The sequence below is a fragment of the Serratia proteamaculans genome, assembly GCF_946227095.1.
GTDB classification, from domain to species: Bacteria; Pseudomonadota; Gammaproteobacteria; order Enterobacterales; family Enterobacteriaceae; genus Serratia; species Serratia proteamaculans_E.
Genome location: NZ_CAMISV010000005.1, coordinates 134,558 through 161,341, shown reverse-complemented (window position 1 = coordinate 161,341; position 26,784 = coordinate 134,558). Strand labels below are relative to the sequence as shown.

The 26,784-nt window shown below is 55.7% G+C and carries 21 protein-coding genes; 17 read left to right on the top strand and 4 right to left on the bottom strand.

Annotated elements, in window-relative coordinates:
* Nucleotides 1-10 precede the first annotated feature (10 nt).
* The 3 genes from leuC to leuA are packed head-to-tail and all read right to left on the bottom strand — an operon-like array spanning nt 11 to nt 4,081.
* Complete coding sequence (leuC, locus tag OC597_RS12290; protein ID WP_262208890.1) at nt 11-1,411, bottom strand: 3-isopropylmalate dehydratase large subunit; 1,401 nt, start codon at nt 1,409-1,411, stop codon at nt 11-13.
* A 1-nt stretch (nt 1,412) separates the two neighbouring features.
* A complete protein-coding gene (gene leuB, locus OC597_RS12285) occupies nt 1,413-2,504 on the bottom strand; it encodes a 3-isopropylmalate dehydrogenase (RefSeq protein ID WP_262208888.1) in 1,092 nt (363 codons plus the stop codon).
* A 2-nt stretch (nt 2,505-2,506) separates the two neighbouring features.
* Nucleotides 2,507-4,081 carry a 2-isopropylmalate synthase gene (leuA, locus tag OC597_RS12280; RefSeq protein WP_017891594.1) on the bottom strand — a complete coding sequence of 525 codons (1,575 nt, stop codon included), beginning with the start codon at nt 4,079-4,081 and terminating at the stop codon, nt 2,507-2,509.
* An 887-nt stretch (nt 4,082-4,968) separates the two neighbouring features.
* Between leuA and leuO the strand changes: the two genes are divergently transcribed.
* The 5 genes from leuO to cra all read left to right on the top strand — a co-directional run bounded on the left by leuO (nt 4,969) and on the right by cra (nt 11,937).
* Nucleotides 4,969-5,916, top strand: a complete 948-nt coding sequence (gene leuO, locus OC597_RS12275) for a transcriptional regulator LeuO (protein ID WP_262209079.1) — start codon at nt 4,969-4,971, stop codon at nt 5,914-5,916.
* Nucleotides 5,917-6,378: 462 nt separating this feature from the next.
* Entirely contained in the window at nt 6,379-8,187 is a 1,809-nt protein-coding gene (locus tag OC597_RS12270) for an AMP-dependent synthetase/ligase (protein ID WP_262208887.1), read from the top strand.
* 316 nt (nt 8,188-8,503) lie between these two features.
* Nucleotides 8,504-10,222, top strand: coding sequence for an acetolactate synthase 3 large subunit (ilvI, locus tag OC597_RS12265; protein ID WP_099063084.1), 1,719 nt, complete (start codon nt 8,504-8,506; stop codon nt 10,220-10,222).
* 2 nt (nt 10,223-10,224) lie between these two features.
* On the top strand, nt 10,225-10,716 hold the full coding sequence (gene ilvN, locus OC597_RS12260; protein WP_004932806.1) for an acetolactate synthase small subunit: 492 nt from the start codon (nt 10,225-10,227) through the stop codon (nt 10,714-10,716).
* A 216-nt stretch (nt 10,717-10,932) separates the two neighbouring features.
* On the top strand, nt 10,933-11,937 hold the full coding sequence (gene cra, locus OC597_RS12255) for a catabolite repressor/activator (RefSeq protein ID WP_085120221.1): 1,005 nt from the start codon (nt 10,933-10,935) through the stop codon (nt 11,935-11,937).
* Between the two features lie 40 nt (nt 11,938-11,977).
* Here the strand turns inward: cra and OC597_RS12250 are convergent, their stop codons facing one another.
* Nucleotides 11,978-12,418 carry an L-alanine exporter AlaE gene (locus OC597_RS12250; RefSeq protein WP_261285594.1) on the bottom strand — a complete coding sequence of 147 codons (441 nt, stop codon included), beginning with the start codon at nt 12,416-12,418 and terminating at the stop codon, nt 11,978-11,980.
* 871 nt (nt 12,419-13,289) lie between these two features.
* On the opposite strand from OC597_RS12250, the gene mraZ reads away from it, so the two are divergent.
* From mraZ to OC597_RS12190, 12 genes are all read left to right on the top strand, one after another.
* Complete coding sequence (gene mraZ / locus OC597_RS12245; protein WP_085120223.1) at nt 13,290-13,748, top strand: division/cell wall cluster transcriptional repressor MraZ; 459 nt, start codon at nt 13,290-13,292, stop codon at nt 13,746-13,748.
* A gap of 2 nt (nt 13,749-13,750) precedes the next feature.
* Nucleotides 13,751-14,692 (top strand): 16S rRNA (cytosine(1402)-N(4))-methyltransferase RsmH, encoded by a 942-nt coding sequence (gene rsmH, locus OC597_RS12240; protein WP_085120224.1) that lies wholly within the window; start codon nt 13,751-13,753, stop codon nt 14,690-14,692.
* Nucleotides 14,689-15,009 (top strand): cell division protein FtsL, encoded by a 321-nt coding sequence (gene ftsL, locus OC597_RS12235; RefSeq protein WP_012005204.1) that lies wholly within the window; start codon nt 14,689-14,691, stop codon nt 15,007-15,009. The genes rsmH and ftsL overlap by 4 nt, the downstream gene beginning before the upstream one ends.
* A 42-nt stretch (nt 15,010-15,051) precedes the next feature.
* Nucleotides 15,052-16,815, top strand: coding sequence for a peptidoglycan DD-transpeptidase PBP3 (gene ftsI / locus OC597_RS12230; protein WP_085120225.1), 1,764 nt, complete (start codon nt 15,052-15,054; stop codon nt 16,813-16,815).
* A complete protein-coding gene (murE, locus tag OC597_RS12225; protein WP_099063082.1) occupies nt 16,802-18,289 on the top strand; it encodes a UDP-N-acetylmuramoyl-L-alanyl-D-glutamate--2,6-diaminopimelate ligase in 1,488 nt (495 codons plus the stop codon). Before ftsI ends, murE begins: the two co-directional genes overlap by 14 nt.
* The gene (gene murF / locus OC597_RS12220) at nt 18,286-19,647 is read left to right on the top strand and encodes a UDP-N-acetylmuramoyl-tripeptide--D-alanyl-D-alanine ligase (protein WP_261257323.1); all 1,362 of its coding nucleotides are present in this window, start codon (nt 18,286-18,288) and stop codon (nt 19,645-19,647) included. The genes murE and murF overlap by 4 nt, the downstream gene beginning before the upstream one ends.
* On the top strand, nt 19,641-20,723 hold the full coding sequence (mraY, locus tag OC597_RS12215) for a phospho-N-acetylmuramoyl-pentapeptide-transferase (RefSeq protein WP_261257324.1): 1,083 nt from the start codon (nt 19,641-19,643) through the stop codon (nt 20,721-20,723). The genes murF and mraY overlap by 7 nt, the downstream gene beginning before the upstream one ends.
* A gap of 2 nt (nt 20,724-20,725) precedes the next feature.
* Entirely contained in the window at nt 20,726-22,045 is a 1,320-nt protein-coding gene (gene murD, locus OC597_RS12210) for a UDP-N-acetylmuramoyl-L-alanine--D-glutamate ligase (protein ID WP_207979278.1), read from the top strand.
* Complete coding sequence (ftsW, locus tag OC597_RS12205) at nt 22,042-23,244, top strand: cell division protein FtsW (RefSeq protein WP_085120229.1); 1,203 nt, start codon at nt 22,042-22,044, stop codon at nt 23,242-23,244. The genes murD and ftsW overlap by 4 nt, the downstream gene beginning before the upstream one ends.
* 3 nt (nt 23,245-23,247) lie before the next feature.
* On the top strand, nt 23,248-24,312 hold the full coding sequence (murG, locus tag OC597_RS12200; RefSeq protein WP_262208879.1) for an undecaprenyldiphospho-muramoylpentapeptide beta-N-acetylglucosaminyltransferase: 1,065 nt from the start codon (nt 23,248-23,250) through the stop codon (nt 24,310-24,312).
* A gap of 83 nt (nt 24,313-24,395) precedes the next feature.
* Nucleotides 24,396-25,874, top strand: coding sequence for a UDP-N-acetylmuramate--L-alanine ligase (gene murC, locus OC597_RS12195; protein WP_085120231.1), 1,479 nt, complete (start codon nt 24,396-24,398; stop codon nt 25,872-25,874).
* A complete protein-coding gene (locus tag OC597_RS12190) occupies nt 25,864-26,784 on the top strand; it encodes a D-alanine--D-alanine ligase (protein ID WP_085120232.1) in 921 nt (306 codons plus the stop codon). Before murC ends, OC597_RS12190 begins: the two co-directional genes overlap by 11 nt.

The window sequence follows — 26,784 nt, the reverse complement described above, 5'->3', positions numbered from 1 at the left end:
GTTGCGTCCCTTAGTGAATATCACGGATATCGGCGAAATGGCCGGCAATAGCGGCCGCAGCGGCCATTGCCGGGCTGACCAGGTGAGTACGTCCACCGCGGCCCTGACGCCCTTCGAAGTTACGGTTGCTGGTGGATGCACAGCGTTCGCCCGGGTTCAGGCGGTCGTTGTTCATCGCCAGGCACATCGAGCAGCCCGGCAGACGCCATTCAAAACCGGCATCGATAAAGATTTTATCCAGACCTTCGGCTTCCGCCTGGGCTTTCACCGGACCGGAGCCTGGCACCACGATGGCCTGAACACCGCTGGCGACCTTGCGGCCCTTGGCGATGGCAGCCGCTGCGCGCAGATCTTCAATGCGTGAGTTGGTGCAGGAACCGATAAACACCTTGTCGATCGGCACGTCTGTCAGCTTGATGCCCGGTTTCAGATCCATATAGGCCAGGGCTTTTTCGGCTGAGGCGCGCTCACCTGGATCGCTGAACGATTCTGGTGTGGGGATGGTCTGGTTGACGGCGATAACCTGACCCGGGTTGGTGCCCCAGGTCACCTGTGGCGCGATATCTTCTGCACGCAGGGTGACAATGGTGTCGAATTTGGCATCGTCGTCGGATTTCAGCGTGCGCCAGTAGGCAACGGCCTGTTCCCAGTTATCGCCGGTTGGTGCAAACTGACGGCCCTTCAGGTAATCAAAGGTGGTGTCGTCCGGCGCAACCAGCCCGGCTTTGGCACCCATTTCGATCGCCATGTTGCACAGCGTCATGCGGCCTTCCATGCTCAGCGCCTGAATGGCTGTGCCACAGAATTCCACCACGTGGCCGGTACCACCGGCGCTGCCGGTTTTACCAATCACCGCCAGTACGATGTCTTTCGCGGTGATGCCAACGGCGGCGTCGCCGGTCACTTCAATTTTCATGGTCTTGGCACGGCCCTGTTTCAGGGTCTGGGTCGCCAGCACGTGCTCCACTTCGGAGGTGCCGATACCAAATGCCAGTGAACCGAAAGCGCCGTGAGTTGCGGTGTGGGAGTCGCCACAGACGATGGTCATGCCAGGCAGCGTCATGCCCTGCTCTGGGCCGATCACGTGCACAATGCCTTGATACGGGTGGTTCAGGTCATACAGCAATACGCCAAACTCTTCGCAGTTCTTGATCAGCTCTTGCATCTGAATGCGCGCCATCTCGCCACTGGCGTTGATGTCTTTGGTTTGGGTGGACACGTTGTGGTCCATGGTGGCAAAAGTCTTGCCCGGTTGGCGCACTTTACGGCCCATGGCGCGTAGGCCGTCGAACGCCTGCGGGGAGGTCACTTCATGCACCAGGTGGCGATCGATATACAGCAGCGGGGTTTCTTCCGGCGCTGAGTAGACCACGTGGGCATCATATAATTTCTGATATAACGTTTTAGACATGTTATGCCCCCTGAGCAACAAAGCGGGCGATGATGTCACCCATTTCATCGGTGCTGATAGCTGGGCCAACACCGGCCAGATCGGCGGTGCGGTAACCCTGTTCCAGCGCCTGATTGATGGCGCGTTCAACGGCATCGGCCGCTTCGCTGGCACCCAGGCTGTAACGCAACAGCAGGGTGGCAGACAGGATCTGGGCGATCGGGTTGGCAATGCCTTTACCCGCGATATCCGGCGCGGAACCACCGGCCGGCTCGTACAGACCAAAGCCTTGTTCGTTCAGGCTGGCGGAAGGCAGCATGCCCATCGAACCGGTGATCATCGCACATTCGTCGGACAGAATGTCGCCGAACAGGTTGGAGCACAGCAGCACGTCGAACTGCGACGGGTCTTTGATCAACTGCATGGTGGCGTTGTCGATGTACATATGCGACAGCGACACATCCGGGTAATCCTTGGCGACCTGATTGACCACTTCGCGCCACAGAATGGAGCTCTGCAATACGTTGGCCTTATCAATCGAGGTCACTTTGTTGCGACGCTTACGGGCGGACTCGAAGGCAATGCGGGCAATGCGTTCGATCTCGAAGCGGTGATAAACCTCGGTATCGAAGGCGCGTTCTTGCATGCCCTGGCCTTCGCGGCCTTTTGGCTGACCGAAGTAGATGCCGCCGGTCAGTTCACGCACGCACAAAATATCGAAACCGCGGGCGGCGATGTCGGCACGCAGTGGACAGAACTCTTCCAGCCCCTGGTACAAACGAGCAGGGCGCAGGTTGCTGAACAGTTTGAAGTGTTTACGCAACGGCAGCAAAGCGCCACGTTCAGGCTGCTCTGCCGGCGGCAGGTATTCCCACTTCGGGCCACCTACTGAGCCGAACAGGATGGCGTCGGCTTGCTCACAACCGGCGAGGGTGGCCTGTGGCAGCGGGCTGCCATGGCGATCGATGGCGATGCCACCGACGTCGTATTCGGCTTCGGTGATACGGATATCAAAGCGTTGACGCACTGCGTCCAACACTTTACGAGCTTGGGCCATTACTTCCGGGCCGATTCCGTCTCCGGGCAAGACGGCAATGTGGTAAGTCTTCGTCATGTTCACACCGTTTCCTGATTATTTTGATGTTTGCTTTGCTGCAGACGCTGTTTTTCTTTTTCTACCTGCTGGGAGCGCCAAATATTATTTAATACGTGAACCATCGCCTTGGCGGAGGATTCCACGATGTCGGTCGCCAGACCCACGCCGTGGAAGCGGCGGCCGTTGTAGGACACCACGATATCAACCTGGCCCAGTGCGTCGCGGCCCTGGCCTTTGGCGGTCAACTGGTATTTCACCAGTTCGATGGGGTAACCGGTAATGCGATTGATGGCCTGATAGACCGCGTCAACCGGCCCATTGCCGGTGGCCGCTTCGGCTTTCTCTTCTTCGCCACAGATCAATTTCACCGATGCGGTGGCCATGATGCTGCTGCCTGATTGCACGCTGAAGTAGTCCAGGCTGAAATGCTCGGGCTCTTCCTGCTGCTTATTAATGAAGGCCAGGGCTTCCAGATCGTAATCGAACACCTGACCTTTCTTATCGGCCAGCTTCAGGAAGGCGGCGTACAGATTGTCCAGGTTGTAGTCCTGTTCTTTGTAGCCCATCTCTTCCATGCGGTGTTTCACCGCGGCGCGGCCGGAACGGGAGGTCAGGTTCAACTGCACATCTTTCAGACCTATGGTCTGCGGGGACATGATTTCGTAGTTTTCACGATTTTTCAGCACGCCGTCCTGATGAATACCGGAGGAGTGGGCGAAGGCATTGGAACCGACAATCGCCTTGTTGGCAGGGATCGGCATATTACACAGCTGGCTGACAATTTGGCTGGTGCGGAAAATTTCCTGATGGTTGATGTTGGTGTGCACGTTCATGATGTCCTGGCGCACTTTGATTGCCATGATCACTTCTTCCAGCGAGGTGTTGCCTGCGCGCTCACCAATGCCGTTCAAGGTGCCTTCTACCTGGCGTGCGCCGGCCTGCACTGCGGCGATGGAGTTGCCTACTGCCATCCCCAGATCGTCGTGGCAGTGCACAGAGATAATGGCCTTGTCGATATTCGGTACGCGGTCATACAGGGTGGTGATAATGCCGCCAAACTGATTCGGCGTGGTGTAGCCCACGGTGTCTGGAATATTGATGGTGGTGGCACCGGCGTTGATGGCGGCTTCTACCACACGACACAGGTTATCGATCGGCGTACGGCCTGCATCTTCACAGGAGAACTCTACGTCGTCAGTGTAGTTACGGGCACGCTTCACCGAGCGGATTGCCATCTCCAGCACTTCGTCGAACGAGCGCTTCAGTTTGGATTCAATATGCAGGGTGGAAGTGGCCAGGAACACGTGAATACGGAAGGCTTCGGCCACGCGTAACGCTTCAGCTGCGACGTCGATGTCTTTATCCACGCAACGGGCCAGGCCACATACGCGGCTGTTTTTAATCTGGCGGGCGATGGTTTGTACGGATTCGAAATCACCCGGTGAGGATACCGGGAAGCCGACTTCCATGACGTCGACACCCATTCTCTCCAGCGCCATCGCTATCTGAATCTTCTCTTTCACGCTCAGGCTGGCTTGCAGCGCTTGTTCGCCATCACGCAGCGTTGTATCGAAAATAATGACTTGTTGGCTCATCAGGGCGTTCCTTATCGTGTTTATTTCACGCTAAGCGGGTAAAAAAAAACCCGCGCAGTAGCGCGGGTTTGTTATGAAGGTGGGCTGAATCAGCTCTGAACTGCGTCCACCGGCATACCGCGCAAACAAGATGCGTTAAGTAGTAGGCCTAGTAGACGGTAAGTACGGTTCATGGCGGTTCAGCTTCTCTAAAATAGTTTCGTTGCCTAATTTGATACGTTATTGGCCTGGTCATGTCAACACCTGATTGAAAATGAGGGTACTCACGGCCCTCCTGATTAACCTGTAGCGCGGAACAGAAGATAGTTCGGTAAAAAATGATATTGTCAGATAAAAGGCAGGGGAGGATTTGCGAACCTGTTAGCATAAATTAAATGAATATATATCGCCGCAATTGCTTCTGATGTTTATTAGGTTAAAATTAAAGATGCAAAACGACAGAGGGCATGCTAGCCAAAAGCAAAAGAGAGGGGGGTGTATTCTTGTCATCAATGTGTTTGTGGTTGGTTATGTTTTTTATGAATTATTCGTAAAGTTCATGGGCCTGGAAATTATGGGCGTGCTATTTGATAGGGAATGATTGCTAACCGTATTTTTGTGAGGAGGTAATGGTAAGCCACTGGAGTTAAATGAAGAGCTGAAGGTGGGTTTATAAAATCAATCTATTTAACTGGTATGCGTAAACTCTTCCCGTGAGAAAAACGAATGTGATGTGCAGCAGGTATTAACTTTTAACCATGTTTGTATATAGGACGATGCTTGAGCTCGGTTTGAATGAACTGAGCGAAAGATAACTAATTCTGCCTGGTAGGATTAAAATAGTGATGGATTATCACTTTTTAATTGTACGTGGAGAATTATCTACACAGGACTTAGTGGAGTGGGATATGTCGGAATGTAATTCAGGAGTGATCGCTGAGAAAGAAACCAGCGATTTGCATTTACGCAGCGTCGATCTGAATTTGCTCACCGTGTTTGATGCCGTTATGCAGATGCAAAATATTACCCGGGCGGCGAGCTTTTTGGGGATGTCGCAACCGGCAGTGAGCAATGCCGTGGCACGCTTAAAGCTGATGTTCAATGACGAGTTGTTCGTGCGTTGTGGCCGAGGGATCCAGCCTACCGTAAGGGCCAGGCAGCTTTTTGGGCCGGTGAGACAGGCATTGCAGTTGGTGCAAAATGAGCTGCCTGGTGCAGAGTTTGAACCCTTTACCAGTGAGCGAGTCTTCTCCATCGCCATTTGCAGTCCACTTGATTTACGCTTGGGGGCCAAGCTAATCAATCACATGAAAGAAATAGCGCCTCAGACCCATTTGAAAATAAAATCATACATAACTAACAACATCGATAGTCAATTGCGCTACCAAGAGGTTGAGTTCGTGATTGGCTATGACTGTTTCGAATCTGCAGAGTTTAAAAGTGTGGCGCTTTTTGAGGACGAGCTGGTGTTGGTTGTTGCCAAGAAACATCCGAGAATTGGAAAAGGTATCACGCCGGAACAAATCCTTTCAGAGCAGCATGCGGTAGTTTCACTGGATATTTTTAATTCTTTCAGTAAACCTTACTATATAGAGGAAGCGATGCAGCGAGTCGTGGTTCAACAATGTACCGATTTATACAGTGTGCTGAGTATGGTATCCAATACTGACATGATTGCCATTGTTCCGGCCTGGTTGGCTCAGCAGCAGGTTGAAGCATTACAGCTACGTTTCATACCGTTTCCCTGCAATGAAAATAAGGTGACCTGTTATCTGTCCTGGCATGAGTCCGCTGAAAGAGATAAGGGGCATCAATGGATGAAAGTCATGCTTGGCCAGTCTGATATGCCTGAGTAAATCAGCCGATTATTACCCCGAGGTGGTAGTTTCCCGTTGGGGGAATAATTCGCTCCCTCCGTTGGTTAGGAATTATCTTGGGTTTATATAAGATATATCTTGGCTTAAGTGTTCTAAATTAACGGCTTTCGAATGACTTCGATAGTTTCATTAAAAATTATCATTATAAAATAATGTTCTGAAATATTAATTACAGTTGGTGTTTCTATCTGTTTTCTATGGCGCCTGCCGAACCTGTGTTTTGTGACCTGGATAAAACCTTTTCCTCCCCCTTCTGTCCAATGATAGGTCGCGGTGAAATTAACCTGGGTTTTAGCTCACACTTCTACGCTGAAATCTCTTTTCCCGCTGCCAGAGAGTAGGTAGACTGCGCGAAAAAAAGTAAACACGTGTAAGCTGAGATGCAGAGCAAGATGTCCTGCTCAACGCTAACTGTTTGATTCATTTCAGGCTCAGGGCACTATGATCAATAATCTGCTGCAATACCATTTGACTCACCGTATACAGCACCAAATTTCCCAGCGTGCCGATCGCACAGCTTTTCGCCAATGGTCTCCCACCGGCGAGACCCAACTGACCTGGCAGCAGGTCGATACGCATATCAACCACATCGCCAGTGCGCTGCTGGCGCTGGGTACCGACGTGCAAGAACGTATCGCGATCTTTGCCAATAACAGCATGGCCTGGTCGCTGGCGGATTTGGCGATCCTGCGGTTACGTGGGGTCAGCGTGCCCCTGTATGCCACCAATACACCGGCGCAGGCGGCTTTTATCATTAATGACGCCGATATCCGCATTCTGTTTGTTGGCGAACAGGCTCAACTGGATGCCGCCATCGCGTTACGCGGCGTCTGTCCGCAGCTGAACCACATTATTGTGTTTGATGATGGCGTTGATCTGCGCGGTTGTGAGATTGCTCAGCACCTGAGCGCCTTTGAGCGTGAAGCCGATCCGGCGGCGTTCGAATCGCAATTACAACAACGGATTGCCGATTGCGATTTGCGGGATCTGTTCACGCTGATCTACACCTCCGGCACCACCGGCGAACCTAAAGGGGTGATGCTGGATTATCGCAACCTGGCGGCACAGCTTTATCTGCACGATGAGCGACTGACGGTAACGGAAGAAGATGTCTCTCTCAGTTTTCTGCCGATGTCGCATGTGTTTGAACGTGCCTGGAGCTTCTTCATCATGCACTCCGGTGCGCAAAACGTGTTTTTACCGAATACCGACTGGGTGCGTGAGGCCATGACGGCGGTACGCCCGACACTGATGTGCGCGGTGCCGCGGTTCTACGAAAAAATCTTCAGCGCGGTGCACGAGAAAGTTGCCCGTGCCCCCTGGCTGCGCCGTGCACTGTTCCACTGGGCAATTGTCTGCGGTGAGCGTAAGTTTCTGCAAGAGCGCGCCGGTAAGCCACTGGGCAAGTTGTTTGATCTTTCCCACCGTTGGGCCGACAAGCTGGTGTTGAGTAAACTGCGTGGCATTCTCGGCGGGCGGGTGCGCTTCTTGCCGGCTGCCGGTGCCAAACTGGACGACAATGTCATCCTGTTTTTCCAGGCGATGGGCATCAACATCAAATATGGTTATGGCATGACCGAGACCTGCGCCACCGTCTCCTGCTGGGAAGAGGGCAATTTCCGCTTTGGCTCGATTGGCAAACCCCTGCCGGGGGTCGAGGTGCGTATTGGTGAGGAGAATGAAATCCAGGTGCGTGGCCCGGTGGTGATGCGCGGTTATTTCAATAAGCCGCTGGAAACCGCCGCCTCATTTACCGAAGATGGCTGGTTGAAGACCGGCGATGCCGGTGCCATTGACGAAGGCGGCAACCTGTTTATCACCGAGCGTCTCAAGGATCTGATGAAAACCTCCGGTGGCAAGTACATTGCTCCGCAGATGCTTGAGGGCACGCTGGCGCAGGATCGCTTTATCGAACAGGTGGCGATCATTGCCGACGCACGTAAATTTGTCTCTGCCTTGATTGTGCCCAGTTTTGAGTCGCTGGAAGAGTATGCCAAGTCCATCAACCTGAAATACCAGGATCGACTTGAACTGCTGCGCCACAGCCATATTCTGGAAATGTTCGACAACCGCCTGCGTGAGATGCAAAAAGAGTTGGCGCGTTTCGAACAGGTGAAAAAGTTTACCCTGTTGCCGGCGGCCTTTTCGATGGAGTTGGGGGAACTGACGCCGACGCTGAAGCTGCGTCGTAAAGTGATTTTGCAGCGCTATCAGAGTGAAATTGACTCGATGTACCAGGATAAGGCTTAGCCACGCCGCCGGGCAGCTTGTCTGGTTAAAAAAACGACATCCTTCTTGCCTGATATAGTTCTGTAATTCATTGCCTGACTGAAACAATGCCTAGCCCGATTTGCCAGCGGCTAGTGCATTGTTTCTGTAAACCCCCAATCCCCAGCCCGTTGCCAGTAACCATTCTGTTATTGTGCTATTTTGCCGTTTGCCTGCCTTATATTCTGACGTTATGTTAATGGGTTATAGTCAATCCATAAAAAGTTTGGGGTATTGCCCCACAACAGGTGCCACGTTCCGGCACCAGATAAGAATAAGTTAGCCTGGAGGCAAACCCATGGAGATGTTGTCAGGAGCCGAGATGGTCGTCCGATCGTTGATCGATCAGGGCGTTAAGCATGTATTCGGTTATCCGGGCGGGGCGGTACTCGATATCTACGATGCCCTGCATACGGTCGGAGGAATCGATCACATATTGGTACGCCACGAGCAAGGTGCCGTGCATATGGCCGATGGCTATGCGCGTGCGACTGGCGAAGTGGGGGTGGTGCTGGTGACCTCAGGTCCCGGAGCGACCAATGCGATAACCGGCATTGCGACTGCTTATATGGACTCCATCCCAATGGTGGTGCTTTCCGGTCAGGTTCCCAGCTCGCTGATTGGCTATGATGCCTTCCAGGAGTGCGACATGGTGGGGATTTCTCGCCCGGTAGTGAAGCACAGCTTCCTGGTCAAACGCACCGAAGATATTCCCGGCATCCTGAAGAAGGCTTTTTACCTGGCCTCTACCGGTCGCCCTGGTCCGGTGGTGATCGATCTGCCGAAAGACATCGTGGGTCCGGCGGTGAGAATGCCTTACGCCTACCCACAAGAAGTGAGCATGCGCTCCTATAACCCGACGGTGCAAGGGCATCGCGGGCAGATTAAACGTGCGTTACACACCGTGCTGTCGGCTAAAAAACCCGTTATGTACGTTGGCGGCGGGGCGATAAACTCGGCCTGTGAAGCAGAGCTGCTGGAATTGGCGGAGAAGCTGAACCTGCCGGTGACCTGCACCCTGATGGGGTTGGGCGCTTTTCCCGGTACGCACCGCCAGAGCGTCGGCATGCTCGGCATGCACGGTACTTATGAAGCCAACAAAACCATGCACAACTCTGACGTGATTTTTGCCGTCGGCGTGCGTTTTGACGATCGTACCACCAACAACCTGGCCAAATACTGCCCGGACGCTACCGTACTGCATATCGACATTGACCCTACCTCAATTTCCAAGACGGTAGACGCTGATATTCCAATTGTTGGCGATGCCAAACAGGTGCTTACGCAGATGCTGGAGCTACTGGCACAGGAAGACAAGGCGCAGGACCATGATGCGTTGCGTGACTGGTGGCAGTCCATTGAGCAGTGGCGTGCGCGCGATTGCCTGAGCTACGACAAAAACAGCGGCACCATTAAGCCGCAGGCGGTGATCGAAACCCTGCACCGGCTGACCAAGGGCGACGCTTATGTCACCTCCGATGTCGGCCAGCACCAGATGTTCGCCGCACTCTACTACCCGTTCGACAAACCACGCCGTTGGATCAACTCCGGCGGCTTGGGCACCATGGGCTTTGGTCTGCCGGCGGCGCTGGGCGTGAAGTTGGCACTGCCTGATGAAACCGTGGTGTGTGTCACCGGGGACGGCAGTATCCAGATGAACATTCAGGAGCTGTCCACCGCGCTGCAGTACAACCTGCCGGTGATCGTGGTGAACCTGAACAACCGCTATCTGGGGATGGTGAAGCAGTGGCAGGACATGATTTATTCCGGCCGCCACTCCCAGTCTTATATGGATTCCCTGCCGGACTTCGTCAAATTGGCGGAGGCTTATGGCCACGTAGGCATCGCCATTCGCACGCCGGATGAGCTGGAAAGCAAACTGGCACAGGCGCTGGCCGAGAAGGAGCGTCTGGTATTTGTCGACGTCACCGTCGATGAGACCGAACATGTTTACCCGATGCAAATCCGGGGTGGAAGCATGGACGAAATGTGGTTAAGCAAAACGGAGAGGACCTGATCATGCGCCGTATTTTATCTGTATTGCTGGAAAACGAATCCGGTGCGTTATCGCGTGTGGTGGGCTTGTTCTCTCAGCGCGGATACAACATTGAAAGCCTGACGGTAGCACCGACCGACGATCCCACGTTGTCACGAATGACGATTCAAACCGTCGGCGATGAGAAAGTGCTGGAGCAGATCGAAAAGCAGCTGCATAAGTTGGTGGACGTGCTGCGCGTCAGCGAACTGGTGCAGGGCGCGCACGTTGAACGTGAAATCATGCTGGTGAAGCTGCAGGCCAGTGGCTATGGTCGCGAAGAGGTGAAACGCTGCGCCGACATTTTCCGCGGTCAGATTGTCGACGTCACCGCCACGCTGTACACCGTTCAGCTGGCGGGTACCAGCGACAAGCTGGATGCGTTCCTGAGTGCGGTGCGTGAAGTGGCTGAAATTGTCGAGGTGGCGCGTTCCGGTGTGGTCGGCGTGTCGCGCGGCGATAAAATCATGCGCTGAGGCGTGATATTGGCATAATCTAAGGGCGCGGCCAGGCTGCGCCCTTTGTTTTTCGGCATTTTTTGCCCGTTTGCTGGCACCTTTCGGCAAAAGCGGTTGCTAGGCAGTGTTTTCTGCTGTTAGATCGCAGAGGCTGGATTGAATAACCGCACAGGATGCGATGGTTAATCCGGGTATGGTTTTCACTTCTATTTTCAGCGTCATTAAGGGGTTAACGTGAAACTGGATGAAATCGCGCGTCTCGCAGGCGTTTCGCGCACTACGGCCAGTTATGTCATCAACGGCAAGGCGAAGCAGTATCGTGTCAGCGATAAAACCGTCGAAAAAGTGATGGCCGTGGTCAGGGAGCACAACTATCATCCGAATGCCGTCGCGGCAGGGCTGCGCGCCGGGCGGACTCGTTCAATCGGTCTGGTGATACCGGATCTGGAAAACACCAGCTACACCCGTATTGCCAACTATCTGGAACGTCAGGCTCGCCAACGCGGCTACCAGTTGTTGATTGCCTGTTCGGAAGATCAGCCGGATAACGAAATGCGCTGCATTGAGCACCTGCTGCAACGCCAGGTCGACGCGCTGATCGTTTCCACCGCCTTACCGCCGGAGCACCCGTTCTATCAGCGCTGGGCCAACGATCCACTGCCGATTATCGCACTGGACCGGGCACTGGATCGCGAGCATTTCATCAGCGTGGTGGGGGCCGATCAAGAGGACTCCTTTGCGCTGGCGCAGGAGCTTCGTACCTTCCCGGCTGAATCGGTGCTGTATCTGGGGGCCTTGCCGGAGCTTTCCGTCAGCTTCCTGCGTGAGCAGGGGTTCCGCGAGGCATGGCAGGATGACGAGCGGCATGTCGATTATCTGTATGCCAACAGTTATGAGCGTGAGGCTGCCGGCGTGCTGTTTGCCGAATGGTTGAAAACCCACCCGATGCCGCAGGCGCTGTTCACCACCTCATTCTCGTTGCTGCAAGGGGTGATGGACGTGACGCTGAAGCAACGTGGCCGTTTGCCGACCGATCTGGCGATCGCCACCTTTGGCGATCACGAGTTGTTGGACTTCCTTGAGTGTCCGGTTCTGGCGGTTGCCCAGCGTCACCGTGACGTGGCCGAGCGGGTGCTGGAACTGGTGCTGGCCAGTCTGGATGAGCCGCGTAAACCCAAACCGGGTCTGACGCGCATCCGGCGTAATCTGTTCCGCCGCGGCAGTCTGAGCCGGAAATAATCCTTAACAGGAGCGCCCCGTTGCGCTCCTGCTTCACACTTCACACGTAGCCTGTCACTCTGAACAATTTTCTGCAGTATTCGAGAAAATAACCGTACACCACGCCCATTGCCATCGACACCACCGCGTTGCTGGTCACCGCCGTCATGATTTGTTGCCCATCGGCACCGACGCTCCACAAGATGGCGGCATAGACGGGGGATTGGAAACTGACATAGGCCAACAGATCGGCCAGGTTGCGCAGTAAAAAGGGTTGGCGGTGAAAGCGCCTGGCGACACGGATAAACAGATCGCGATAGCGCCCATAGGGCCAGGCGATCAGGATGTTCACCGGGATCGACAGCAAACGGGACGAGAGTGATTGTTGAAAGCTCATGCCGGACACCAGGATTTCTATCGCCATACCGGCGATAAAACAGTACACCACCAGTGCAAAGGTATCGGCAGCGGCGCTGCGCCAATGAGGGACAGGCGAAAGCATGATGCAATCTCCGTAGTTATTGGTTAATGTTCTGTTAATACGTTAATTTGTGGTTGTTAAATCTGGGTTTTTATTCTTTTTGTAGTTTACACTTCCGCCATAAATTCACTAAGTAGCTAAATATTTTTATTTTAAGGCGTTGCGTGGTTTTTGTGCTGAGCTCAGGCAGAGGAATATGGCGCAAAGAGATTAAAAATGGATGAATTGCAACTATTCAATAAAAAACAATGAGTTGCATTATTTGCTGCGGCGAGCTGCTTTTTCACAGTAAAAATTGTGGGAATAAATGATGTAAGGAAATGAAACCATAATTGTAAACAGGTATTTTGAGAATAATCTTACTAAATTGATTTAAATCGAAATTAGCTCCCCTCGTAATATCCGAGTCATTTATTTTTTCAGCGAACTTATCACTGAGGCTTTAATTGAAGTAAAATAGCGGCCGGCTTGGGGCGTAATAACCGTTGAGCGTTATTAACTCAATGGCTTAAGCCCTATTTCGGTGGTAAGGCAAGTTTACGCCGGGCCTTGTCCGGTGCGGGTCCCAACGGGTTACAGGGATGTGATTGCCGAGCTAAAAAATGAGACATCGATTGCAGAAGGAAGTATTGAGTTAATTAATCGCCAATTTGTCAGGTTTTTAATCACGCTCTTTCCGCTTAGAAATTTCTCCCCGTTTATCATGATGTTAATTTTTAATCATCTAATAAATAGCGTTCCTTTCGCGAGCCAGCTCCCAAAATGACCGAAGAAATATTGCCAAAGCGCCGGCGCTCTGGCTTGACAAGGTTTTCATACCCTCCGTAAACTCCATTATGTGGGAATTTGTGGGGTAAAGTGGTGAAAATGGTCGTGGAGGGGTAGCTCAGGCATGTTCCGTGGAGCAACGATGGTCAATCTCGACAGCAAAGGGCGGCTTGCCGTACCTACCCGATACCGGGATTTGCTGAACGAGCAATCGCTAGGCCAAATGGTTTGTACCATTGACCTCCATCAGCCCTGCCTACTGCTTTACCCACTGCCCGAATGGGAAATTATTGAGCAAAAGTTATCCCGTCTGTCGAGTATGAATCCCGCCGAGCGCCGCGTTCAGCGTTTGCTGTTGGGGCATGCCAGTGAGTGTCAGATGGATAGCGCCGGTCGGTTGCTGTTAGCGACAACGCTACGCCAACACGCCGGGCTCACAAAAGAAGTGATGCTGGTCGGGCAGTTCAACAAGTTTGAACTGTGGGATGAACAGACCTGGTATCAACAAGTCAAGGATGATATTGACGCAGAACAGTCGACTCAGGAACCGTTGTCTGAGCGGCTACAGGACTTGTCGCTATAAGCATGTTGGAAAATTATAAACACACCACCGTACTGTTGGATGAGGCGGTAAAAGGTCTCAATATTCGCAGTAACGGCATATATATCGACGGTACTTTTGGCCGCGGTGGCCATTCGCGTCTGATTCTGTCCCAGTTGGGGCCGGAAGGGCGTTTGCTGGCAATTGACCGCGACCCACAGGCGATTGCAGCCGCCAAGTCTATTGAAGATCCTCGTTTTAGCATCGTACACGGCCCATTTTCAGATTTGTCACACTATGTGCGGGAACGCGAATTGGTGGGGCAGATAGATGGCATTTTACTCGATCTGGGCGTTTCTTCGCCGCAGTTGGATGACGCGGAACGCGGTTTCTCCTTCATGCGTGACGGGCCGCTGGATATGCGTATGGACTCCTCAAGCGGTCAGTCAGCCTCCGAGTGGCTGATGAAAGCGGAAGCCGACGACATTGCCTGGGTGCTGAAAACCTTTGGCGAAGAGCGTTTCGCCAAGCGTATCGCTCGCGCCATCGTGGAAAGAAACCTGGTCGATCCGATGACTCGCACCAAACAGCTGGCCGATTTGATCGCCAACGCCAGCCCGTTCCGGGATAAACACAAACACCCGGCAACCCGCAGTTTCCAGGCGATCCGTATCTACATCAACAGTGAGTTGGAAGAGATCGAACGTGCGCTGGACGGCGCGCTGGAAGTGCTGGCCCCGCAGGGTCGCCTGTCGGTGATCAGCTTCCACTCGCTGGAAGACCGTATTGTTAAACGCTTTATGCGCCATCACAGCCGCGGTGCTCAGGTGCCGGCCGGTATTCCGCTGACCGAAGCGCAATTGCGCAGTATGGGCGGACGCACGCTGAAAGCGCTGGGCAAGATGATGCCTGGGGATGCCGAAGTGGCGGAAAACCCACGTGCGCGTAGCTCGGTGCTGCGTATTGCCGAGAGGATGCCCGCGTGATTGGTAATGAGCGTCATGGCTTAGTCGGGGTGATTGGCGGCGATCTGCTGCGTAACGCCAAGATCCCATTGATTTTGCTGATTGCCTCGCTGGTGTCTGCGGTTTTTGTGGTGACCACCGCGCACCGTACCCGTTTGCTGACCGCCGAGCGCGAGCAGCTGGTTTTAGAGCGAGATGCTCTGGACATTGAGTGGCGCAACCTGATTCTGGAAGAGAATGCTCTTGGGGATCACAGTCGGGTAGAGCGCATCGCTACAGAAAAACTGCAGATGCAACATGTTGATCCATCGCAGGAAAATATCATCGTTAAACAATGAATGGTTTAACTGAAATCACTACACGGAGTAGAAAGGGAACGCATGAAAGCAGCACGCCCCGGTAAGTTGAAACGCCAGGAAGATCAGGCCAGCTTTGTAAGCTGGCGTTTTGCGTTGCTGTGCGGCTGTATTTTGCTGGCGTTGGTGGGGTTGATGCTGCGGGTGGCTTATCTGCAGGTGATTAACCCGGACCGCCTGGTGAAAGAAGGCGACATGCGTTCACTGCGCGTGCAGGAAGTGCCAACCTCTCGCGGCATGATCAGCGATCGCTCAGGACGCCCGTTGGCGGTGAGCGTGCCGGTCAACGCCATTTGGGCTGACCCGAAAGAGCTGAATGAGCGTGGTGGCATCACCCTGGACACCCGCTGGAAGGCACTGTCTGATGCGTTGAATATCCCACTGGATCAGCTTTCTACCCGCATTAACGCCAACCCGAAAGGGCGCTTCGTCTACCTGGCGCGCCAGGTGAATCCGGCGATTGGCGATTACATCCACAAGTTGAAACTGCCGGGCATTTACCTGCGTCAGGAGTCTCGCCGTTACTATCCATCCGGCCAGGTGACCTCGCATATCATCGGCGTGACCAACATTGATGGCCAAGGGATTGAAGGCGTCGAGAAGAGCTTTGATCGCTGGCTGACCGGGCAACCGGGCGAAAGAACCGTGCGTAAAGACCGCTATGGCCGGGTGATTGAGGATATCTCCTCGGTCGACAGCCAGGCGGCGCATAACCTGGTGCTGAGCGTAGACGAACGTCTGCAGGCGCTGGTTTATCGCGAACTGAACAACGCCGTGGCGTTCAACAAGGCCGAATCCGGTACCGCCGTACTGGTGGACGTGAACACCGGCGAAGTGTTGGCCATGGCCAACAGCCCGTCTTACAACCCGAACAATATGGCCGGTACGCCGAAAGAAACCATGCGTAACCGTGCTATCACCGATATTTTTGAACCCGGCTCCACCGTGAAACCTATGGTGGTCATGACGGCATTGCAGCACGGCATTGTGAAAGAAAACAGCGTGCTGAATACCGTCCCTTACCGTATCAACGGTAAGGAAATCAGGGACGTTGCGCGCTATGCGGAACTCTCCCTGACCGGGATCTTGCAGAAGTCGAGTAACGTCGGTGTTTCACGACTGGCGTTATCGATGCCGTCCTCAGCGTTAGTAGACACTTACTCTCGTTTTGGATTGGGAAAAGCGACCAATTTGGGGCTGGTCGGAGAAAGCAGTGGCATATACCCAAAAAAACAACGGTGGTCTGACATAGAGAGGGCCACCTTCTCTTTCGGCTATGGGCTAATGGTAACCCCGTTACAGTTAGCGCGAGTCTACGCAACGATCGGCAGTCTGGGCGTTTATCGCCCGCTGTCGATTACCAAGGTTGACCCACCGGTTGCCGGTGAGCGCGTGTTCCCTGAACCTCTGGTGCGCACTGTGGTGCACATGATGGAAAGCGTTGCCCTGCCGGGCGGCGGTGGGGTGAAAGCCGCGATCAAGGGCTACCGTATTGCCATCAAAACCGGTACCGCCAAAAAAGTGGGCCCGGACGGCAAATACGTCAACCGATACATCGCTTATACCGCTGGCGTTGCGCCGGCGAGTAATCCCCGTTTTGCTCTGGTGGTGGTCATCAATGACCCGCAGGGTGGGAAATACTACGGTGGTGCGATCTCCGCACCGGTGTTTGGCGCCATCATGGGCGGCGTATTGCGCACCATGAACGTCGAGCCGGATGCGTTGCCTACCGGTGAGAAAAGCGATTTTGTAATTAACAGAAAAGAGGGTTCAGGTGGCCGATCGTAATTTGCGCGACTTACTCGCTCCGTGGGTGCCAACGGCGCCCGGGCGCGCGCTGCGGGAAATGACATTAGACAGCCGTATTGCGGCTGCCGGGGATCTGTTTGTCGCCGTTGTCGGCCATCAGACGGATGGACGCCGCTATATTCCGCAGGCCATCGCGCAGGGCGTTGCCGCTGTGATTGCCGAAGCTGAAGGTCAGGCTGAAGACGGTGCCATCACTGAAATGCACGGCGTGCCGGTGATTTATCTGAGCCAGCTCAATCAGCGTCTTTCCGCGTTGGCCGGTCGTTTTTACCATCAGCCGGCGGAGCGCCTGCGTCTGGTTGGCGTCACCGGGACTAACGGCAAAACTACCACCACTCAACTGCTGGCGCAATGGGGCCAACTGCTGGGCGAAACCAGCGCCGTGATGGGCACCGTGGGCAACGGTCTGCTGGGCCAGGTATGCCCAACGGAGAATACCACCGGTTCTGCGGTGGATATTCAGCACGTGTTGAACGAATTGGTCGACAGCGGTGCGACCTTTGCCGCGATGGAAGTCTCTTCCCATGGGCTGGTGCAGCACCGCGTGGCGGCGTTGCCGTTTGCCGCTGCCGTATTTACCAACCTGAGCCGGGATCACCTGGATTACCACGGTGACATGGCCAATTACGAAGCGGCCAAATGGTCGCTGTTCGCCGGTCACGAAGTGGGCCAGGCGATTATCAATGCTGATGATGAAGTCGGTCAGCGCTGGTTGAGCAAATTACCGGATGCCGTGGCCGTTACCATGCAGGATAACCTGCAACCGGGCTGCCATGGTCGCTGGCTGAAAACCACTGCGGTTAACTATCACGATAACGGTGCCACTATCCACTTCAGCTCAAGCTGGGGTGATGGTGAGATTGAAAGCCGTCTGATGGGGGCCTTCAACGTCAGCAATCTGCTGCTGGCACTGGCGACGCTGCTGTCGCTGGGGTATCCGCTGGACAAATTGGTCGCCACCGGCAATCAGCTGCAGCCGGTTTGTGGCCGAATGGAAGTGTTCAACGCGCCGGGTAAACCGACGGTAGTGGTCGATTACGCCCACACCCCGGACGCGCTGGAAAAAGCCTTGGAAGCCGCACGCTTGCACTGCCTGGGGCAGTTGTGGTGCGTGTTTGGCTGTGGTGGCGATCGTGACAAAGGCAAGCGTCCGTTGATGGGCGGTATCGCCGAACAGTTCGCCGATCGCGTGGTCGTGACCGACGATAACCCTCGTACCGAAGAGCCGCAGGCGATCATCGCCGATATCCTGACCGGCCTGCTGGACGCCGGACGCGCTCTGGTGATCCACGGCCGTGCGGAAGCGGTAACCAGCGCCATCATGCAAGCTAAAGAACAAGATGTGGTACTGGTGGCAGGTAAAGGCCACGAGGACTACCAACTGGTGGGGAATCGCCGCCTGGATTACTCCGATCGCACCACCGTAGCGCGTCTGCTGGGGGTAGTAGCATGATCCCTGTCTCCCTTCGGACACTGGCCGATGTATTGAGCGCTGAGTTGATCGGCGCCGATTGCCAAATCGTTGAGGTGACGACAGATACCCGTCAGGTAACCGCAGGTTGCCTGTTTGTGGCATTGAAAGGCGAGCGTTTCGACGCTCACGATTTTGCTGTTGATGCGGTAGCCGCTGGCGCCGGGGCACTGCTGGTAAGTAAGCGCTTATTGGTGGAGGTTCCGCAACTGGTGGTGAAAGATACCCGTCTGGCACTGGGACAGCTTGCTGCCTGGGTTCGTCAGCAGGTACCGACTCGCGTAGTGGCGTTAACCGGTTCATCGGGCAAGACCTCGGTGAAAGAAATGGCCGCGGCCATTCTGCGTGAGTGCGGTGAAGTGTTGTATACCGCCGGTAACTTCAACAACGATATCGGCGTGCCGCTGACGTTGTTGCGTTTGCAGCCGCAGCACGACTTTGCCGTGATTGAGCTGGGCGCCAACCATATTGGCGAAATTGCTTACACCACGGCTTTAACCTGCCCGCAGACCGCACTGGTGAATAACCTGGCGGCCGCCCACCTGGAAGGCTTTGGCTCTTTGGCCGGTGTCGCTCAGGCAAAAGGCGAAATTTTTGCCGGTTTGCCGGCTGACGGGGTGGCGATCCTCAACGCCGACAATAACGACTGGCCGCACTGGCAGAGCATGCTGGACGGCAAAACCGTCTGGCGTTTCTCGCCGCAAGCGGCAGAAAACGTCGATTTCTTCGCCAGCGATGTGCGGGTGAATGGCAAGGGCACGCAGTTTACGCTGCACAGCCCGTTCGGTACTGCACCGATCGCGCTGCCGCTGCCGGGCCGTCATAACGTGGCCAATGCGTTGGCCGCTGCGGCGCTGGCAATGTCGGCGGGTGCCTCGCTCGAAGCCGTGCGTCAGGGATTGAAACAGTTACAGGCGGTACCGGGGCGTTTGTTCCCGATTGCGCTTTCTGACCACCAACTGCTGCTGGATGACAGCTATAACGCCAACGTCGGTTCAATGACGGCTGCCGCACAGGTGCTGGCGGAAATGCCGGGCTACCGCGTGATGGTGGTGGGCGACATGGCAGAGTTAGGGGCAGAAGCCGAAGAATGTCACCGTCAGGTGGGTGAAGCCGCCCGGCTGGCAGGGGTGGATAAAGTGTTGGGCGTCGGCCCGTTAAGCCAGGTGCTGGTTGCAGCCTCGGGTCATGGCGAACATTTTCAGGATAAGGCAGCAGTGATCGCGCGCGTGGCGGAATTACTGTCAGAACATGCGGTAATTACCGTGTTAATCAAGGGTTCACGTAGTGCCGCAATGGAGCAGGTAGTACGCGCGTTACAGGAGAAAGCACCATGTTAGTTTGGCTGGCCGAACATTTGGTCAAATATTATTCCGGCTTCAACGTCTTTTCCTACCTGACGTTCCGAGCCATTGTCAGCCTGCTGACCGCGCTGTTCCTCTCCTTGTGGATGGGGCCGCGGGTGATTAAACGCCTGCAGGAAATGTCCTTCGGCCAGGTGGTGCGTAACGACGGTCCGGAGTCGCATTTCAGCAAGCGCGGTACGCCGACCATGGGCGGCATCATGATCCTGACCTCCATCACCGTTTCGGTATTGATGTGGGCCTATCCATCCAACCCTTACGTGTGGTGCGTACTGTTCGTGCTGGTGGGTTACGGCATTGTTGGCTTCGTTGATGACTACCGCAAGGTGGTGCGCAAAGACACCAAAGGGCTGATTGCCCGCTGGAAATACTTCTGGCAGTCGGTGATTGCGTTGGTGGTTGCCTTCGCCATGTATGCCATAGGAAAAGACACGCCAGCCACCGAGCTGGTTGTGCCGTTCTTTAAGGACATCATGCCGCAGCTCGGCCTGTTATACGTGCTGCTGGCGTACTTTGTGATTGTGGGCACCAGCAACGCGGTCAACCTGACCGACGGGCTGGATGGCCTGGCGATTATGCCAACGGTGTTTGTGGCCGCGGGCTTTGCGCTGGTGGCCTGGGCGACCGGTAACATGAACTTCGCCAACTACCTGCACATTCCGTATCTGCGCCATGCCGGTGAGCTGGTGATCGTCTGTACCGCCATCGTCGGTGCCGGTCTGGGCTTCCTGTGGTTCAACACCTATCCGGCTCAGGTCTTCATGGGCGATGTGGGCTCCCTGGCACTGGGCGGTGCGTTGGGCACCATCGCGGTACTGCTGCGCCAAGAATTTTTACTGTTGATTATGGGCGGCGTGTTCGTAGTTGAAACGCTGTCGGTGATTTTGCAGGTGGGGTCGTTCAAGCTGCGCGGGCAACGTATCTTCCGCATGGCACCGATTCACCACCACTATGAATTGAAGGGCTGGCCAGAACCGCGCGTGATCGTGCGCTTCTGGATTATTTCGCTGATGCTGGTGCTGATTGGCCTGGCGACGCTGAAGGTGCGGTAATTATGACGGATTATCAGGGTAAAAAAGTGGTCATCATCGGGCTGGGCCTCACCGGCCTGTCCTGTGTTGATTTCTTTATGGCGCGCGGCGTGACGCCACGCGTTATGGATACCCGCATCTCACCGCCAGGGCTGGACAAGCTGCCTGAAAGCGTTGAGCGTCATTTGGGCGATTTGAATCTGGACTGGCTGTTGGCGGCTGATTTGATCGTCGCCAGCCCGGGCATGGCGTTGGCAACCCCGGCATTAAGCGCGGCTGCAGAGGCTGGCGTGGAGATTGTCGGCGACGTCGAGCTGTTCTGCCGCGAAGCCCAGGCACCGATCGTGGCCATCACCGGCTCTAACGGTAAAAGCACCGTCACCACCCTGGTGGGTGAGATGGCGAAAGCGGCCGGTTGGGCGGTGGGGGTTGGCGGCAATATCGGCCTGCCTGCGCTGAGCCTGTTGCGCCAGGAATGCCAGCTGTACGTGCTGGAGCTGTCCAGTTTCCAACTGGAAACCACCTTCAGCCTGCATGCGGCCGCGGCGACCATTTTGAACGTCACCGAAGATCACATGGACCGCTATCCGTTTGGCCTGCAGCAGTACCGTGCGGCCAAACTGCGCGTTTATGAAAATGCCAACCTGTGCGTGGTGAATGCAGATGATGCGCTGACCATGCCGGTACGCGGCGCAGACCAGCGCTGCATCAGTTTCGGTGCCGATGTGGGTGACTACCACCTGAACCGTCAACTGGGTGAAACCTGGCTGCGTGTGCGCGGCGAGAAAATCCTCAACACCCGCGAGATGAAACTGACCGGCCGCCACAACTACACCAATGCGCTGGCGGCGTTGGCACTGGCCGATGCGGTGAATATCCCGCGTGCTTCCAGCCTGAAAGCGTTAACCACCTTTACCGGGTTGGCACACCGCTTCCAACTGGCCTGGGAACATAACGGCGTACGCTGGATTAACGACTCCAAAGCCACCAACGTCGGCAGCACCGAAGCGGCGTTAAATGGCCTGCAGGTTGATGGCACTCTGCACCTGCTACTGGGCGGCGACGGCAAATCTGCCGACTTTTCTCCGCTGGCGCAGTATCTGCAAGGCGATAATGTCCGCCTTTACTGCTTCGGCCGTGATGGCGAACAACTGGCGCAGCTGCGGCCGGAGGTGGCTACGCTGACCGAAACCATGGAACAGGCGATGCAGGCGATAGCTGGTCGGGTGCAGTCCGGCGATATGGTGTTGCTGTCACCGGCATGTGCCAGCCTGGATCAGTTCCGTAATTTTGAAGTGCGCGGCGATGAGTTCGCCCGCTTGGCACAGGAGCTCGGCGGATGAGACTACGCTTGCCGAACTTCGGGCTGACCGAACTGTTTAAAAATTGGGTGGCGGGATCGCGGGATAACGATTCGGTCAATATGGTGCTGTACGACCGTACCCTGCTGTGGCTGACCTTTGGGTTGGCCATTGTCGGCTTTGTGATGGTGACTTCGGCATCGATGCCGATCGGCCAGCGTTTGGCAGACGATCCTTTCCTGTTCGCCAAGCGTGACGCGCTGTACCTCGGGTTGGCATTTGGCCTGTCGATGGTGACGCTGCGTATTCCGATGGAAGTCTGGCAGCGCTACAGCAATGTCATGCTACTGATGTCGATTGTGATGCTGCTGATCGTGCTGGTGGTCGGTAGTTCGGTAAACGGGGCATCGCGCTGGATCGCATTGGGGCCACTGCGTATTCAGCCGGCGGAGCTGTCCAAGCTGTCGCTGTTCTGTTACCTGGCGAGCTATCTGGTGCGCAAGGTAGAAGAAGTGCGTACCAACTTCTGGGGCTTCTGTAAGCCGATGGGTGTGATGGTGGTGCTGGCGGTATTGCTGTTGGCACAGCCGGACCTCGGTACCGTGGTGGTGCTGTTTATCACTACGCTGGCGATGCTGTTCCTGGCCGGCGCCAAAATGTGGCAGTTCCTGGCGATTATCGGCTCTGGTGGCTTCGCCGTGGTGCTGTTGATCATTGCCGAACCTTACCGTATGCGCCGTGTGACTTCGTTCTGGAATCCGTGGGCCGATCCGTTCGGCAGCGGCTATCAGTTGACCCAGTCGCTGATGGCCTTTGGGCGCGGTGAGTTCTGGGGACAGGGGTTGGGCAACTCGGTGCAGAAACTCGAGTATTTGCCGGAGGCGCACACCGACTTTATCTTCTCGATTTTAGGCGAAGAACTGGGCTATATCGGTGTGGTTTTCGCATTGTTAATGGTATTCTGCGTCGCTTTTCGTGCTATGTCGATTGGCCGCCGTGCGCTGGAGCTCGATCAACGCTTTTCCGGCTTTTTGGCCTGCTCAATTGGCGTCTGGTTTAGCTTCCAGGCGCTGGTTAACGTCGGTGCCGCCGCCGGTATGTTGCCGACCAAGGGCCTGACGCTGCCGCTGATAAGTTACGGCGGCTCGAGCCTGTTGATTATGTCGACGGCGATCGTGCTGTTACTGCGTATTGATTATGAAACGCGTCTGGCTAAAGCCCAGGCGTTTGTGAAGAGGTAAGGGATGAGCGGGAAACCTAAGCGTTTAATGGTGATGGCAGGCGGTACCGGCGGACATGTGTTCCCGGGACTGGCGGTCGCACATCATCTGATGGCGCAGGGCTGGCAGGTGCGCTGGCTTGGAACCGCAGACCGAATGGAAGCCGATCTGGTGCCAAAGCACGGGATCGAGATTGATTTCATCCGTATTTCCGGCCTGCGCGGCAAAGGGCTGAAGGCCCAGTTGAGCGCACCGCTGCGTATCTGGCACGCCGTTCGTCAGGCGAAGGCGATTATGCGCAGCTACCAGCCGGACGTGGTGTTGGGCATGGGCGGTTATGTTTCCGGCCCTGGCGGTTTGGCGGCATGGCTGTGCGGTGTCCCGGTGGTATTGCACGAGCAAAACGGCATTGCCGGCTTGACCAACCGCTGGCTGGCGCGTATTGCCAAAACCGTGCTGCAAGCCTTCCCCGGCGCGTTCCCGAACGCGGAAGTGGTGGGCAACCCGGTGCGAACCGACGTACTGGCGCTACCGTTGCCAGCAGAGCGATTGATTGGCCGTGAAGGGCCGACCCGCGTGCTGGTGATTGGCGGAAGTCAGGGCGCCCGGGTGCTGAATCAGACAGTTCCTGAAGTCGCGGCGAGATTGGGCGATAAAATAACGCTCTGGCACCAGGTCGGTAAAGGCGCACTGGAAAACGTGTTACGCGACTACGAGAGGGTAGGGCAGACACAGCACAAGGTGACCGAGTTTATTGATGACATGGCTGCCGCCTACGCCTGGGCTGATGTGGTGGTGTGCCGCTCCGGCGCGCTGACCGTCAGCGAGATTGCTGCCGCGGGCCTGCCGGCGATATTTGTGCCGTTCCAGCACAAAGACCGTCAGCAGTATTGGAATGCTCGTCCGCTGGAAGAAGCCGGCGCGGCGAAGATTATCGAACAGCCGCAGTTTAACGCCGATGTCGTGGCAGAACTGCTGGCCAGCTGGGATCGCCCAACGCTGTTGGCGATGGCTGAAAAGGCACGTGCAGTCGCTATCCCGGATGCTACCGAACGTGTGGCGGCGGAGCTGGTGCGGGTCGCCAAATAATTTGCAGGGGTTCGGTACGCCGGACCTGAATTAAAGAATGTCATACAGGGGCTCGGCAAGCCGGACCCGGATTAGAGAGAGTGATGAATACACAACAACTGGCGAAACTACGTACTATCGTGCCCGAGATGCGACGCGTCCGGCACATTCACTTTGTCGGCATCGGTGGCGCCGGCATGGGTGGTATCGCCGAAGTGTTGGCTAACGAAGGTTATCAAATCAGCGGTTCCGATCTGGCGCCGAACCCGGTAACCCAACAGTTGAGCGCGCTCGGGGCGACGATTTACTTCCATCACCGCCCGGAAAACGTCCTGGATGCCAGCGTAGTGGTGGTTTCTACCGCCATTTCTGCCGACAACCCGGAAATTGTCGCCGCCCGTGAGGCGCGTATCCCGGTGATCCGTCGCGCAGAGATGCTGGCGGAACTGATGCGCTTCCGCCACGGTATCGCCGTTGCCGGTACGCATGGCAAGACTACGACCACGGCGATGGTGTCGAACATTTATGCCGAGGCCGGTCTGGATCCGACCTTTGTGAACGGCGGACTGGTGAAAGCGGCGGGCACCCATGCACGTTTGGGTTCCAGCCGTTACCTGATTGCGGAAGCGGATGAGAGCGATGCGTCGTTCCTGCATTTGCAGCCGATGGTGGCGATTGTCACCAATATCGAAGCCGACCATATGGAAACCTACCAGGGCGACTTCGAGATTCTGAAGCAGACGTTTATTAATTTTTTGCACAACCTGCCGTTCTACGGCCGTGCGGTGATGTGTGTTGATGACCCGGTGGTGCGCGAATTGCTGCCACGCGTGGGCCGCCATATCACCACCTACGGTTTTAGCGATGATGCCGATGTTCGCATCGAGAACTACCGTCAGGTTGGGCCACAGGGCCACTTTACCCTGAGCCGTCAGGATAAGCCGTTGATGACGGTGACCCTGAACGCACCGGGCCGCCATAACGCGTTGAACGCCGCGGCGGCAGTGGCGGTAGCAACAGAAGAAGGCATTGACGACGCAGATATCCTGCGTGCGCTGGCGAATTTCCAGGGCACCGGTCGCCGCTTTGATTTCCTCGGCGAATTCCCGCTGGAGCCGGTAAACGGCAAAAGTGGCAGTGCGATGCTGGTGGATGATTATGGCCACCATCCGACCGAAGTTGACGCAACGCTGAAAGCCGCGCGCGCCGGTTGGCCGGACAAACGTCTGGTGATGATTTTCCAGCCGCACCGTTACACACGTACTCGCGATCTGTACGACGACTTCGCCAACGTGTTGTCGCAGGTCGATGTGCTGCTGATGCTGGATGTGTATTCCGCGGGTGAGACGGCAATCCCGGGGGCGGACAGCCGCTCGCTGTGCCGGACCATTCGCAGCCGCGGCAAGCTGGATCCGATTCTGGTTTCCGATGCGGACACCGTGCCGGAAACCCTGGCGCAGTTGCTGCAAGCCGACGATTTGGTACTGGTGCAGGGCGCCGGTAACGTGGGTAAAGTTGCCCGCAAACTGGCTGAGCTGAAACTGCAGCCACAGAAAAAAGAGGAGGAACATCATGGCCGATAAAGTTGCCGTACTGCTGGGTGGTACCTCCGCTGAACGTGAAGTGTCATTGCAATCCGGCGCCGCCGTGCTGGCCGGGCTGCGAGAAGCCGGTATCGATGCCCACGGCATTGATATCCGTGACTTCCCGGTAACCCAGTTGAAAGAGCACGGGTTTACCAAGGTATTTATCGCGCTGCACGGTCGCGGCGGTGAAGACGGTACCCTGCAAGGGATGCTGGAGTTCCTCGAACTGCCTTATACCGGCAGCGGTGTGATGGCTTCGGCGCTGACCATGGACAAATGGCGCACCAAAATGGTGTGGCAGTCGATGGGCTTACCGGTTGCTCCTTATGTAGCGCTGAACCGCAAGCAGTATGCCGGTGCAGAGAAAGCGACGCTGATTGCTCGCGTGGAGGCCCTGGGCCTGCCGCTGATCGTCAAGCCAAGCCGTGAAGGTTCCAGCGTCGGGATGAGCAAGGTCACAGAACGTGACGCGCTTGAAGCAGCATTGGAAGAAGGTTTCCGCCATGACGACGACGTCCTGGTCGAGAAATGGCTGAGTGGCCCGGAATACACGGTGGCGATGCTGGGTGACCAGGTTCTGCCTTCGATCCGCATTCAGCCGGCCGGCGTGTTTTACGACTATCAGGCCAAGTACATTTCGGACGATACCCAGTATTTCTGTCCGAGTGGCCTGGGTGCGGAACAGGAAGCCGAGATGGCTGCCCTGGCGTTACGCGCCTACCGTGGGCTGGACTGCAGCGGCTGGGGCCGTGTGGATGTGATGCAGGATAGCGATGGCAGCTTCTATCTGCTTGAGGTGAATACCTCGCCAGGCATGACCAGTCATAGCCTGGTGCCGATGGCAGCGCGCCAGTCTGGTTTAAGCTTCTCGCAGCTGGTAGCGAGAATTTTGGAATTGGCCGACTGA

Bases quoted from the DNA above. Each gene is read 5' to 3' on its own strand.
- leuC (WP_262208890.1), bottom strand. From the start codon at position 1,411: ATGTCTAAAACGTTATATCAGAAATTATATGATGCCCACGTGGTCTAC.
- leuB (WP_262208888.1), bottom strand. From the start codon at position 2,504: ATGACGAAGACTTACCACATTGCCGTCTTGCCCGGAGACGGAATCGGC.
- leuA (WP_017891594.1), bottom strand. From the start codon at position 4,081: ATGAGCCAACAAGTCATTATTTTCGATACAACGCTGCGTGATGGCGAA.
- leuO (WP_262209079.1), top strand. From the start codon at position 4,969: ATGTCGGAATGTAATTCAGGAGTGATCGCTGAGAAAGAAACCAGCGAT.
- OC597_RS12270 (WP_262208887.1), top strand. From the start codon at position 6,379: ATGATCAATAATCTGCTGCAATACCATTTGACTCACCGTATACAGCAC.
- ilvI (WP_099063084.1), top strand. From the start codon at position 8,504: ATGGAGATGTTGTCAGGAGCCGAGATGGTCGTCCGATCGTTGATCGAT.
- ilvN (WP_004932806.1), top strand. From the start codon at position 10,225: ATGCGCCGTATTTTATCTGTATTGCTGGAAAACGAATCCGGTGCGTTA.
- OC597_RS12250 (WP_261285594.1), bottom strand. From the start codon at position 12,418: ATGCTTTCGCCTGTCCCTCATTGGCGCAGCGCCGCTGCCGATACCTTT.
- mraZ (WP_085120223.1), top strand. From the start codon at position 13,290: ATGTTCCGTGGAGCAACGATGGTCAATCTCGACAGCAAAGGGCGGCTT.
- rsmH (WP_085120224.1), top strand. From the start codon at position 13,751: ATGTTGGAAAATTATAAACACACCACCGTACTGTTGGATGAGGCGGTA.
- ftsI (WP_085120225.1), top strand. From the start codon at position 15,052: ATGAAAGCAGCACGCCCCGGTAAGTTGAAACGCCAGGAAGATCAGGCC.
- murF (WP_261257323.1), top strand. From the start codon at position 18,286: ATGATCCCTGTCTCCCTTCGGACACTGGCCGATGTATTGAGCGCTGAG.
- mraY (WP_261257324.1), top strand. From the start codon at position 19,641: ATGTTAGTTTGGCTGGCCGAACATTTGGTCAAATATTATTCCGGCTTC.
- murD (WP_207979278.1), top strand. From the start codon at position 20,726: ATGACGGATTATCAGGGTAAAAAAGTGGTCATCATCGGGCTGGGCCTC.
- ftsW (WP_085120229.1), top strand. From the start codon at position 22,042: ATGAGACTACGCTTGCCGAACTTCGGGCTGACCGAACTGTTTAAAAAT.
- murG (WP_262208879.1), top strand. From the start codon at position 23,248: ATGAGCGGGAAACCTAAGCGTTTAATGGTGATGGCAGGCGGTACCGGC.
- murC (WP_085120231.1), top strand. From the start codon at position 24,396: ATGAATACACAACAACTGGCGAAACTACGTACTATCGTGCCCGAGATG.
- OC597_RS12190 (WP_085120232.1), top strand. From the start codon at position 25,864: ATGGCCGATAAAGTTGCCGTACTGCTGGGTGGTACCTCCGCTGAACGT.